At 65.2% G+C, this 12,432-nt stretch carries 10 protein-coding genes; 2 read left to right on the forward strand and 8 right to left on the reverse strand.

Going from position 1 to position 12,432, the window contains the following annotated elements; translation table 11 throughout:
* Positions 1-7 precede the first annotated feature (7 nt).
* Positions 8-667: a Fe2+-dependent dioxygenase gene (locus ACXAJV_RS10325; protein ID WP_475085002.1), complete on the forward strand. Its 660-nt coding sequence runs from the start codon at positions 8-10 to the stop codon at positions 665-667.
* A 167-nt stretch (positions 668-834) separates the two neighbouring features.
* On the opposite strand, the gene ACXAJV_RS10330 is transcribed toward ACXAJV_RS10325, so the two are convergent.
* The 4 genes from ACXAJV_RS10330 to ACXAJV_RS10345 form a co-directional block, all read right to left on the reverse strand.
* Positions 835-1,137, reverse strand: coding sequence for a GNAT family N-acetyltransferase (locus ACXAJV_RS10330; protein WP_348506790.1), 303 nt, complete (start codon positions 1,135-1,137; stop codon positions 835-837).
* 16 nt (positions 1,138-1,153) lie between these two features.
* The gene (locus tag ACXAJV_RS10335; protein WP_475085005.1) at positions 1,154-1,306 is read right to left on the reverse strand and encodes a hypothetical protein; all 153 of its coding nucleotides are present in this window, start codon (positions 1,304-1,306) and stop codon (positions 1,154-1,156) included.
* A gap of 166 nt (positions 1,307-1,472) precedes the next feature.
* Positions 1,473-5,216: an autotransporter domain-containing protein gene (locus ACXAJV_RS10340; RefSeq protein ID WP_475085009.1), complete on the reverse strand. Its 3,744-nt coding sequence runs from the start codon at positions 5,214-5,216 to the stop codon at positions 1,473-1,475.
* 105 nt (positions 5,217-5,321) lie between these two features.
* Positions 5,322-6,701, reverse strand: a complete 1,380-nt coding sequence (locus tag ACXAJV_RS10345; RefSeq protein ID WP_475085012.1) for a sensor histidine kinase — start codon at positions 6,699-6,701, stop codon at positions 5,322-5,324.
* Positions 6,702-6,795: 94 nt separating this feature from the next.
* Here ACXAJV_RS10345 and ACXAJV_RS10350 point away from each other — a divergent pair, with 94 nt between their 5' ends.
* Entirely contained in the window at positions 6,796-7,434 is a 639-nt protein-coding gene (locus tag ACXAJV_RS10350; protein ID WP_475085014.1) for a response regulator, read from the forward strand.
* Here ACXAJV_RS10350 and ACXAJV_RS10355 read toward each other — a convergent pair.
* The 4 genes from ACXAJV_RS10355 to ACXAJV_RS10370 all read right to left on the reverse strand — a co-directional run bounded on the left by ACXAJV_RS10355 (position 7,425) and on the right by ACXAJV_RS10370 (position 12,404).
* Positions 7,425-8,219: a metallophosphoesterase family protein gene (locus ACXAJV_RS10355; RefSeq protein WP_475085017.1), complete on the reverse strand. Its 795-nt coding sequence runs from the start codon at positions 8,217-8,219 to the stop codon at positions 7,425-7,427. The genes ACXAJV_RS10350 and ACXAJV_RS10355 overlap by 10 nt on opposite strands.
* Complete coding sequence (locus ACXAJV_RS10360) at positions 8,216-9,067, reverse strand: diacylglycerol/lipid kinase family protein (protein ID WP_475085019.1); 852 nt, start codon at positions 9,065-9,067, stop codon at positions 8,216-8,218. Before ACXAJV_RS10360 ends, ACXAJV_RS10355 begins: the two co-directional genes overlap by 4 nt.
* A gap of 132 nt (positions 9,068-9,199) precedes the next feature.
* Positions 9,200-11,281 (reverse strand): amidohydrolase family protein, encoded by a 2,082-nt coding sequence (locus ACXAJV_RS10365; protein WP_475085022.1) that lies wholly within the window; start codon positions 11,279-11,281, stop codon positions 9,200-9,202.
* A 67-nt stretch (positions 11,282-11,348) separates the two neighbouring features.
* Positions 11,349-12,404, reverse strand: a complete 1,056-nt coding sequence (locus tag ACXAJV_RS10370; protein ID WP_475085025.1) for an SMP-30/gluconolactonase/LRE family protein — start codon at positions 12,402-12,404, stop codon at positions 11,349-11,351.
* Positions 12,405-12,432: the final 28 nt, after the last annotated feature.

The raw sequence follows: 12,432 nt of genomic DNA on the forward strand, positions 1-12,432 counted from the left end.
TAATTTCATGCTCTTGTGTCTGCAGAATGTGTGTCCCGCCGAGACCGTCGAACAACTCCGGCAGCTGGCGGGTGAAAGCGATTACGCCGATGGCCGCAAGACGGCCGGCTGGGCGGCCCGCGAAGTGAAGCGCAATGAGCAGGTCGAGGCCGGGCCGCGCATCGACACCATCCGCAATCTGGTGCGTAAGGCGCTGATGGCGCATCCGCTTTTCGTCTCCTTCACCCAGCCCAAATCGATCACCCGTATGTTGGTCTCGCGCTATACGCAGGGCATGGAATATGGGCTGCATGTCGACGATGCCCTGATGGGCGGCCGCCGCGCCGACCTCTCCTTCACGCTCTTCCTGTCCGAGCCGGACAGTTATCAGGGTGGCGAGCTTGTGATGGAGAGCGTGGACGGCGAGACCGAGATCAAGCTGGCGCCGGGCGAGGTGGTGGTCTACCCGACCGCGGCGCTGCACCGGGTGGCGCCGGTCACCAGCGGCGAGCGGGTCGCCGTGGTCGGCTGGGTGCGCAGCCTGGTGCGCCGTCCCGACCAGCGCGAAATCCTGTTCGATCTCGACCGGGCTTGCCGCGCCCTATTCGAGCGAGCGGGCAAGACCGCCGAACTCGACCTCCTGCTGAAGAGCAAGGCCAACCTGCTGCGCCAGTGGGCGGAGGATTAGGGAGCGTCTCTATGACCACCTTCTCCCGCGGGAGAAGGGGCCCGAAGGGCGGATGAGGGGGAAATCCCGGTCAAGGTCTATTGGGAGAAGTCAGAACTTTTTGGGAGAAGGCGGTGTCTTCCCCCTCTCCCTCGATCGCTCTCCCACGGGGGAGGGAGGTGCAAGCGTCAGCGCTTCATGCCCTCGATCACGTCGTCCCAGTCGGGATGGCGTTCGGCCTGGGCTTTCAGGAAGGGGCAGAGCGGCACGATGGTGAAGCCCTTTTCGCGCGCTTGCGCGACGACATGGCGCGCCAGGGCCGAGCCGACACCCATGCCTTTCAGACTGTCCGGAACACCGGTGTGATCGACGATCACCCGCGTCGGGCTGATGCGGCTGAAGGTCATCTCGCCGGTGTCTGCCTGTCCGGCGACATGCGCGACATAGCGGCCCTTGGAGCCGTCTTCCTCAAGCGTGATCTCGATATCCATCTGCACGTCTCCCGTTTCAGCTCATAACCGGCTTCACCAGGGCGGTTTCCTGCATGTCCGGCGCCGACCGCACGGTCAGGTGCCCGGACGAGGTGAACCCCGTGGCAAAAAGCAGGCTGACTGTCAGCCCGAGAATGGCAAGTGACAAGACTAATCCCGTCCAGCGCATGGCGCCCTCCTGTTCGTGGCGCCGATATAGGCAGAGCCGGGCGACCCGATTAGGGGGATAGTTGGAACAAATGTCCCGCGTCAGGGGCGATAATCCGGCCCTCCACGAAAAAAGCACGGCCCGGCAATGCCGGACCGTGCTCCGTCTGTCCACGAGGGCGTCGCGGTCAGAAACGCCAGTTGATCGCCAGGCTGAGGGAGGCGTCCTCATCCGTGTCGCGACCGAAATCGCTGCGCGCGCGGGCCGAGATCGCGACCCGGTCGGAGGCATCGATATCGACACCCAGGGCCAGCGAGGCAAAGCCGTCATCATGATGCCCGTCCAGCACGGCAAAGCCGGCCGAAGGAGCGCCGGCGAGGCTGGCACTGGTCTGGCCGTCGCCTTCGGAGAGGTCCTGTTCCCAGGTCAGCTGGCCGAAGAAGCGGGTTTTGCCGCCGCTGGCAAAGCGGCCGCCGGCGCCCAACAGGGTCCGGTCGTTTTCGCGCGCTGCCAGCGTGGCGTTGAACACGCCCGCACCGATCTCGCTGTAGCCGTCGATATCGGTATTGCCGTGACGCAGGCGCAGAACCGGACCGAAGACGGCAGCGCCTTCGATGAGATCGGCGCCGATGTCGAAGCCGGCATCGAACTGGTTCGCATCCGTCGAGGCGGTCGCCTGCATCTCCGCCGCACCCAGCAGGATGGAGCGGGTGAGGTCATAGTCAAGCCGGCTGGCGCCGATATAGGCGCTGCCATAGAAGCGCGATCCGGCAAAACCGGCATAAGCGGCCAGCGACACGGATTCGCCCTGCACATGTGTCGTCAGGCTGTCGGCGGAATAGTCCGAGAAGCCGACATTGGCACCGATCAGCCAGTTCTCGGCCGGTTCGAAATCGACCCCGGCGACGATGTGGTGGCTTTCCAGATCAGTGGTGCCATTGGGCAGGTCGGTCTCGCCCCAACCGCCTTCGATGGAGAAGTAGACGCCCGTGCGGTCATTGATCGGGTCCATTTGCCCGGAATTTGCGGCCCGCGTGGCCGCCTGCAAGGCCGCGAGCACCTCGACGCTGCCGGCATTGGCCGAGGCGAGCTGGATCGGGCTGCTGCCGGTGCCGGCCATGTCCATGCCGCCGCCATGACGGCCTTCGGCGAACAGCGCCATGCGCCCGGCGATGACATCGCCCATGGCGCGTGACAGGCCTTCGCCCATCCGGTCCATGGCGAAGGTGTCGCCGGGATTGGCGGTTTGCAGCGCGGCGCGCAGCGTGTCTTCGCTGGGCATGTAGTCCAGCGTGTTGACGAGATCGGCGAAGTCACCGGACGGCACGCTGTTCCCTGCGGCCGTGTCGAGTGCCGCGGCCAGCGAGCGCTGCTGGTCGGTCTCGGCAAACTCGGCATAGGCACGCGCATCGACCTGGAGGTAGGCGGTGGTCGCGGACTGTCCCAGCGAGAGCGAGAGAACGGGCGAGATTTGCGGGGCGGCAATGGTGAGGTCGGCGGTGGTCACCCCGCCATCGGCCTGCAGGAAGGTGAAGCGGGCGTTCCGGCTGGGCAGATAGCCGTCACGCAGCTCGATATCGATCACACCGGCCATGTCCGCCGTGCCGGTGACGTGGAGATGATCGGTGCCATTCGCATCGGCGCTCACCAGCACCCGGACATCGTCGCCGAAATAATCCCCGTGAAGGGTGAGCACATGGCCGGCGGTCTCGTTGCCGGCATTATAACCCGGCGCGATCATGCCGCCGAACTGGTAGGTGCCGAAGGGCGCGTAGATCTCGCCATTGCCCATCAGCACGCTGTCGATCAGGACGAGTTCCAGCGTGTCGAGCACGCCGGACACGTTGATCTCGCTATCGCCGATCAGCGTCTCGCCGCTGGCATCGTAAAGCAGGCCGGTTTGTGTAACGGTGGTGGAACCGCCGAACTGGTAGAAGGAGGCGGTGTCGAACACGCCCTCGATCATCACCCCGCCGTCTTCGATCAGCGTGCCCGCATAGTCGAAGAACAGGCCGGTATCGGTGACCCACAGGCTGCCGCCGGTCTGGTGCAGCCAGTCCGTGGTCAGTTCGCCGGCCACGCGGACGGCGCCATCGGTGAAATTCATGCCACCGGAATAATAGGGCGAGAAGTCGAAATAGGCCCCGGTCTCGGCGATGTCGAGCAGGCCGCCATGGATTTCCAGCGCCTGGCCGGCCACGCCGCCTTCGACGCGGATCACACCGCCGGTCAGGCCGATACCGGTATCGAGCGCCAGCTCGCCGCCCTCGGCAATGAGGAGTTCGGCGCCTTCGAACACATAGACGGAGTCGACATATTCGTCCTGCACGACCGTGGTGCGGCCCGGCGCATCGAGGAAGACCTCGTAGATTTCCGGAACCAGGTACAGGTCGGTTACGATGGTGACCCCGGGATCGGGCCGGTCGTTTTCGGGGATGTCGCCATCGGCCCAGTGCGCCGCATCATGCCAGAAGCCGTCCCCGGCCAGGGCGTGTTGCTCGATGAAGGGATCGAGCCCGTCGATCCAGTCATAATAATCTGCGACCGGGACATAGGCGGTCCAGTCGCCATATCCCGCGATCGGGCCGAACGGGTTGTCGCCATGGGATACGATGCCGACCTGGATCAGCCCGTTGGGACCCTGGACAAACATCGGGCCGCCGCTATCGCCCTGGGCGGCCTGGACCTCGCCGGGAATGCCGGTATCGCCGATGATGTTGTAGAAATCGCCCGGCCCGTCGAAATCGATGAACAGGAAGGGCAGGTTGGAGGCCACGGGATCGATGACCGGCGGCACGCCGGTCTGGTCATAAAAGTCGGCATGGGTGCCATAGCCGTCAAGCGTGTTGACGCCATGCCGCCGCCGGCCGTCCAGCCCCATCTGGCCGACCTCGCCGACGCCGTAGGAGCCATAGCCTGCCAGGATCACCTCGCTGCCGATGGTGGCATTGCCGCCTTCGTCCAGCTCCACCGGATCGGCGATCAGGGAGCTCGTCGACAGGGTGATGATGGCGATGTCGTTGATGAACGTGTCGGGATCGTAGGCGCTGTGCAGGGTGACGCCCATCGCACCGAAGTACAGGTCTTCGCCCATCGGGTCGAAGGAGACCTCCACATTGGTGACGTCAAAGCCTTCGAAACAGTGCGCGGCGGAAAGGATCTGGCGGCGGTTGATCAGCGTGCCGGTGCACACGAACTGGCCGCTGGTCGTGTTGACCTTGATGAAGACGACATTGGAAAACTGGTTCTCGGTGTCGACGATGCCGTCGATCGAGGTGTCCGGGCCGGCGACTATTCTTGGCGCGACGATTTCGGCGTTGCGCGTGAAACCGCCCAGCTCGGCCAGACGGCCGGAGGTCGAGGCGTTGCGCGCTGACGGGAAGGGATTGCTTTGCGGTGATCCGTTTTCGGTGTCGCAGTTGAGACTTGGCAAGGGAAAGAAGGTCGAGCAGCGCGGATCGGCACCGCCTCCGCCCCCGAAATAGAGCCGACCAGTCGCCTGTTCCTCAATCGCAGAAGAACGCCCGGCCCGGTCCCAGGGCGCGCGGCCGGGCGTGTAGGTTCCGTATTCATTGCGGTTGCAGAAGCTCAGAGGTTCGTTGCGCGTGCGGCCATAGGCCTCCGGCACGTCGGACGTGAACGCGGCGTAGGACTGGGACAGGCAGGCGCCATGCGCGTCGCCGCCACCTTCAGGCACGACCCAGTAATATTCACGCCAGATACGCCGGCCTTCGCGCCAGGTGGAATAAACGATTTCGCCGCCCTCGGGCAGCGTTCCGCGGACGACCGGGCCGTCATCGACGGGCGTTTCGCTGTCTTGCGCAAAGGCCGGGCTGGCCAGGGCGAGGCCGGCGCTGGTGGCGAGCAGGGCGGTGCGGAGCGACCGGACGAGCGGTTGCATGGTGAACCGGGCGTGAGGCGTGCGTGTCATGATAACCCCCTTCGTTAGGCTGGGGATGCTTAGACCCGTACGCGCATCGGTAGAATTCGACGATTGTCGAACACGCTATCAATTTCTTGACAATATTTGGAAATTTTAGCTCTCGGTGCGCTTGCCCGGCGCCCGGGCCGGACAGGTCAGCATGGCCATCACGCCATGCCCCGAGCGCGATGCCACACGCAGCTTCAGGTCGCCATGCTCGGCGAGGCGAAAAATGATTTCCAGCCCCAGGCCGGAGCGCTTTGCGTTACCCTTCTCGTCCGCAGCCGGCGGCGCGCTGCGCGCGGCGAGTTCGGTGTCCCCCGCGGGCAGACCCTTGCCATTGTCGGCGACAATGAGGTCGACGTTTCGCCCGCGGCGGCGTGCACCGATCACGATCCGGTCGCCGCCGGAATGGGCGATGGCATTGGACACCAGATTGGCCAGGATGTGTTCGACAATGCCCGGGTCGGCGTAGATATGGGCGCTCGAGCGGGCGGTGGTCAGTGCAATCGCCTTGTTCGAGGCAATCTCGCCGAAGGCCGAGACCATTGTTCCGGCCAGCCGGGAGACGGGGAGGCGGTCGGGGCTGACCGAGCGCTTGCGCGCATCCAGATGGGCCACTTCCAGGATCGAGGAGATCATGCGCGAGACATTGCGCGTCACCATTTGCTGGCTGCGGCTGACATCGAGGGCGGCCGCCGTGTCACCACGCTCGAGGAGCTCGGTCAGGCGGGCCGCATTGAGGTCGAGCGCGAAGACCGGCTGGCGGATGTCATGACCGGTCGCGGCCAGCAGGAAAGTGGTGAATTCGTGTGCCCGTTCGGCGGCCTCCTTGGCCTCCTCATAGCGCCGCATGATGAAGAAACGCCGCCGTGCGCGGATTGACAGCATGATTGCCATCACCCAGCCGAAAGTACAGCACGACACCATCATCACCGATTGTCCCAGCATCGGGTGTTCCGCCGCATCCCACCACATGATGGTGAGAGTCAGATAGCTCACGGCATACCCCGTCGCCGAGATCATGACGGCCCAGGGAAAGTTGGCGAGTGCGACGCCGAGAATGATGATGTGCAGTGACATCCAGAAGCTGGTGAAAACCAGCACGTCGGCAATCCCGTCCGGTGTCGCTTCCACAGCGGGGTAGGCACAGGCAACGAGGGCTGCGGCAATTGTCGATGTAATGACCCAGGCGAACACAAGGCGTCCGGCCCAGCCTTGCGGGTTGCCCGGCGCGGCGACCAGCATCCATCCGCCGATGATGATACCGAGGAGGCCGGCCGTGATACGGCCGGTGATTGTCGTTACAAAATGGTCTGTGCCCTGCAGATAGGACAGATCGATGCTGGTCGAGATCAGCCAGGCGATCGAGAACGCGACCAGGGTGATGCCGGCCTGCAACCGGATTCCACTCCAGCTTTCGCCCAGGAAGGCCTGTTCGAGCGCGGCGTCTGAAAAACGTCCGTCGATCCGGCGAATCTGCGGATAATCCATATTTTTCCAGACGCTATCGGTGTAGACTTTCCCCTCGGGTAAATGTTTACCGGTCGGTGGCGCGGGCTGGCAAGCGGGGATACAGGTCAACACCATGACCAAGGCGGAAAAAACCAGGCGGGTGGTCGTGATCGATGACCACGCCATCGTGCGCGAAGCGGTCGGCGGCACGGTCGCCATGCAGGCGGGTTATGAGCTCGCCGGCTCTGCCGAGGACGGCGAGAGTGCCATTGCCCTTGTTCTGGGTCAGCAACCCGATATCGCCGTGATCGACTTCGCCCTGCCGGACATGACCGGGCTGGAGGTGATCGAGCGCGTGCGCGAGGCCGGTTCGGATACGCGCTTTCTGCTGCTGACGGGATCTCACATGGACGAGCGCGAGCGCGCGGCTCTGGCCGCCGTCGCGGACGGTTTCATGCACAAGGAAGCGGGGCGGGACAGCCTGTTGGCCGCGATCGAGGCCGTGGCCGAAACGCCGCCGCAGCGGCCCCTGAAACATCAGCCCGAGGCAGCTGAAGAGGAGGGCGGGGTGCTCAAGGCTGGCAGCCTGACGGTGCGCGAGCGGGACGTGCTGCGCGAGATCGCGCGCGGGCATTCGGTCGACGCGATTGCGGAGAATCTCGACGTTCGCGTTTCGACCGTGCGCAAGCACCGCGAGAATATCATGGCCAAACTCGGGTTGAATTCGACGGCCCAGCTGGTGCGTGCCGCGATGCAGATCGGTCAGTACTGACCGTCACGCCGGGGCAGGACCCGGCTGTCCCGGACACTAAAGGCCGGCCGGTCCTCATCTGCGATATGGTGCGTGACGCGGATCGTGTCAGCGGAGATGTCGAGCACGTTGAAGCCGGCCGGCTCGCCGCGCGTGCGGCGCGAGAATGTCGTGCCCGCGCCGATGAACCAGCAGGTGTGCGACGGCCCCTCGGCGGACAGGGCGAAAGTCTCATGCAGATGGCCGGTCAGCACCAGGTCGCAGTGTTCGGCAATCGTGGAGACCGACGTGCCCGCCCGCGCCGTCCGGGCCCGGCCCCGGTTTCCACCCGGTGCCAGGATAGGGTGATGGCAGGTGAGAATGCGGATATCGGCATCGCGCTCTGCCAGCAGGTCGAGCGCGCGGCCCAGGCTGGGCCGGCCGATACGGCCCAGAGACCAGTCCGGCTGCCATTGTGCCCGCCGCGCCGTGCGCAGACCTTCAATGTGCAGCGCCCCGTTTTGCAGGCTGGATGTCATGTGCCGGCCCACCGAGCGTTCATAGCGCCGCCAGGGTGTGGTGAAGCGCCGGTGCAGCGCGCGCGAGGGCACATCATGATTGCCGGGAATGCCGACAACCGGAGCCTCGAGCCGGCCGAGAAACCGGGCCGCGGCGTCGAATTCCTTCTTGCGGCCGCCCTGGGTGAAATCGCCGGCGGCGATCACGGCATCCGGGCGTGCGGTATTGCAAAGGTCGACAAAGGCGTCGACCAGGGCGCGGTCCTCGGCGCCGAAATGAAGGTCGGCGATCTGGAAAAGCTGGGTCATTCTGTCCAGTTCAGGAAGCGGATAGGGGTGTCGGAGCGGGAGATGGTGAGGGTTCTCGGCATGAAGACCGGTTCACCGTCCAGCATCAGGGCCAGCGGTTTGCGCGACCGGGCTTCAAGGCGTTCTGTCCGGCCGCTGACGCCGGGGCGTTCGCCGTCATGAATGTCGGTCAGCAGGGTCAGGCCGGCCCAGGCGACATCGCCGATATGGCGCCAGTGAACGGCCACATAGGCCATGTCTCCGGCTTCACCGTCCAGGTCGATATAGATGCCGCTCGCCCGTTTGCGGTCGCGGTCGTCCCCGTCCAGACAGTAGCGGATGCGGGGCCGGAAAGCGTGACGGGCGGCCGCCGCGATCCGGCGTGACAGGGACGGCAGGGACGGAACGCCGTCCGCTTCGCGCACCATTTCGCGGGCCCGGGCAACCGTTGACGGGAATCCGAGCGCGGCCGCGACCAAAAAGATCTCGTCGCCGGCCAGCCCCGGCCGGAACGGCTTGACCTGCGTGTCGTCGACTGTGTCCAGCATTTCGTTGGCGCTGCGGCTGCCATAGAGCCGGTGAACCAGCATGTTGGCCGTGCCCAGCGGCAGCGGCAGCAGCGGGCATTTCGCGTCATTGCGGTGCGCCATGCAGGCGACAGCCTGGATTGTGCCGTCGCCGCCCGCGATGGCGATACCGTCATAGCCCTTCGCGTCTGCACCACGGACATTCGCCTCGACATCGTCCTCGCCGAACTCCCAGACCGTGTCGATCGAGGGGTGCGACGTCAGCTCGTCAGCCAGTGCATCGCTGTCGCCGCGGACAAAACGTCCCGAGGTCCGGTTGATCACCAGTGCCAGCTTCGCCATCTACGTCCTCCTGAGCATGTAACGCAGATATAGGGTGAGCGTTCCCGCGTACTGCAGGTTGCAGGCTGTTGCTGACGAGTTGGTGACCGCGGAGGCCTCTCCCCGACGCGGGAAGAGGCCTCGAAGTCCGGATCAGTTCGGAACGGCCACGCCGGGCAGTTCGGTAAAGGGTTCTATGCCGAATTCCGGATAGATTTCGGTCGGGTAGTAGAAGGTGCCATCGGACGAAACGAGCGAGATCGTCTTGATGTCGGCGAGGTTTTCGGCCGGATTTCCAGGCACCAGGAAGAAGTCGGCCCGCATGCCCGGCGCGATCGCGCCGAACCGGTCGGCAACGCCGAGATAGTCGGCCATGCCATGGCTGGCCCAGGCGAGGATTTCGGCCGGGCTCATACCGGTTGCCTGATAGAGTTCCAGCTCTCGATGATAGGCGAAGGCGCCACCCAGATCGGTGCCGGGGACCATGAAGATGCCGCGCTCGTGCATCATGCGGATGGTGTCCTGGACCTGGTCGAAGGCGCCGGAATAATTGGCGTCGTCCTCGGGCGTGGCGATGTCGGCCCAGGCGCTGCGGGCGGCGCGCTGGAAGTCGACCGGCATGTGGTCGACATAGTCCATCGTTCCCGGCGAGACCTGGCCATTGCGCGACAGCAGCAGGGCTTCATGGATAGCCAGGGTGGGGTCAATCGCTACACCGCGCTGCGCCATCGCATCCAGCGTCGACTGGACCGGCGCGCTCTGAAGATCGAGGGCAGGCAGGCGGCGCAGGGCCGTCAGGCGCAGCAGGGTGCGGGTGTCCTCACCATCTTCCAGTACCCAGCCCAGCATGAGCTGGTTGATATGGGTCAGCTCGTCATAGCCGGCCGCGATCATGGCATCGGCATTGGTGAAGGCCGGAACGTGGCCCGACACGCGCATCCCGTTGGCATGTGCCGTCTCGATCATCGCCGGCACCCAGTCCGGATTGATGGAGTTGTAGATCTTGATCTGGATGAAATCACCGGCCTCGGCATAGGTCTCGACGGCGGCGACAGCTTCTGCCTCGCTCTCGACGATGATGCCATTGTTGGAATTGTACTGGCTGCGGCCTTCGATGAAGCCGGAACGGAAGATGCGCGGTCCCGCGATCTCGCCGTTGCGGATACGCTCGATGAGTGCGCCCAGGACTTCATTGTCATTGCCCATGTCGCGGATCGTGGTCACGCCGGCGGCGATGTTGAGGATGGCGTCGTCCTCGCCGACATGACCGTGCATCTCGAACAGGCCGGGCACCAGCGTGCCGCCATTGCCGTCAATGATCACTTCGCCGTCGACCGGCTCGGCGTCGAGCGGTTCGATGGCGGCAATCGTGTCGTCGACAACCACGACGGAGACCGGCTCACCCAGAGTGGCGTTCACTGAGTCGAAGACCCGCACATTCCGGATGCGTACCGGCGCACCGTAATTGTGGGCATAGCGCGACTGCATATCCTCATAGCGCTGGGCGCCGTAGCGGGTGGCGCGTTGGCGCAGGCGCTCGTCCTCGCCTTCAAAGCCTTCGGCGAGCACCGAGAAACGCGGGCTTATGACGCCGAAAAAGGCCCGGCCATCCATCAGGAAATAGGTCGGGTCGAGCGAGGTGCCCGACAGGGCATAGCTGGTGACTGTGCGCGTATCCGTGCCGTCGGAGACGTCCAGCGTTTCCATCTCGGCTAGGCGCAGCGTGCCGCCGGGGATGGCCGGCAGCGACATGTCCTCGCTGTCCATCAGGGCGCGGGCAGCAATGGCGAGCCAGTAGGGGCTGGCATTCTGGGGCACGTAGAAGGCCGGTTCCGCCGGGATCGCCTGGTCGGACCCGGTCGTGTCGGTCCAGCGGGCCTCGCTGTCGGCATATTCGAAGCTTTCCTCGACCGGATTGCCGAAGGTCGTGGCGCCCTCGATCGTCCAGTTCAGCGGCATGCCCGCGCCGTCCAGCGTGATCTCTTCGGCCAGCGTCGGTCCGCGGCCATTATTGCGATACTCATAGTCCAGCGAATAGCTGTCGCCCGACGGGGTGACGTCCAGCGCGCCGATCGCCGTTCCGCCGACCATCACGGTGAAGCGGGTCGCCTCGGCGGCCTGTGCGGCGGCTCCGGCGGCCTCTGAGGTGGCGGTCTCGGTGTCCGGTGCCGGGCTGCAGGCAAACAGCGCCGCTGCGATCAGGACCGGCAGAACCGGCCGAAGTGTCAGTGTCATGGCTTTCCCCGAATGTCTCTTTGCATCCGGGGTAGCACCGAAAGCCGGGCCTGTCTGCCAGAAGCCGCTACTCGTCGCCGCCCGGCACCGGAAATACCGTGATCCCGTCGCGCGCGAGACCTGCCGTCCAGAGTTCTTCATTCCAGACAAGCGCGGTCGTGACGCCGTCGGCGCCATCGTCCGGACCGCGCAGGGCCAGTGCAGGGCGTCCGTCTGTATCGACCGCAATCGTCATCGGCGGACGCGCGGGCAGGGGTGGCGGGCCGGCCAGCTGGATCCAGCGCCAGGCCAGCCGTTTGACGAAGGGGCGCGGATGCAGCGCTTCCAGATCCATCGCGCGCGACGAGGGCATGGCCGCCCAGATCAGCCCGCTCTCCGGGTCGAATTCGAGATTGTCCGGATAGCCCGGCAGGCCCTCGATCAGGACCGACATCTCGCCGGTCTCCGGATCGAGTTGCCAGATGCGGCCGGCCCAGGTCTCGTTGAGATAGACGAGGCCGGTCTCGGGGTCATGGTCGGCGCCATTGATGAAGCCGAGGCCGGCGGCGAGTTCCTCATAGGCACCGGACCCGGTGACCAGCAGGACCCGGCCGGTCTGGTCGCCCTCGAGGAAGGACGCCATGTGATCGCCATAGCCGTGACGCAGCGAGGCGTCGGTCATCACGATCCGCCCGTCTTCCAGCACGGTGAGATCGTCGGGAAAGACAAGCGGACCGTCCGGTGCGGGTGCCAGCCAGGTCTGCCAGCCGCCTTCCGTCTGACGCAGCAGGCCCAGCCGCGCATCGGCGACGAACAGGGTGCCGTCGGGCCCGAAGGCGAGGCCGAGCGGACGCCCACCCGTTTCAGCCACCATTTCCCAGTCGCCGGAAGGACTGCGTGCCATGATCCGCCCGTCGGCGAGACTGGCATAGAGGCGGCCGTCCGGTCCGGGTTCCAGATCTTCGGCGCCATGCAGGTCCTCGCGTTCCTGGCGCAGGGGCGCCGTCTCTGTCTCGAACCGGGCCGCGAGAGCCGGATCGGGCAGAGGCGGCTCGAAATGCATGGCATTGAGCGAACCAGGCCCCCAGGCGGCCAGGCCAAGAATGGCGGCCAGTATGACCGCAATGATGATGACAAAGCGCATGCGCCCCTCCCATTTTGCCGGAGAATAT

Source organism: Maricaulis sp. ABE4_448 (genome assembly GCF_056160825.1).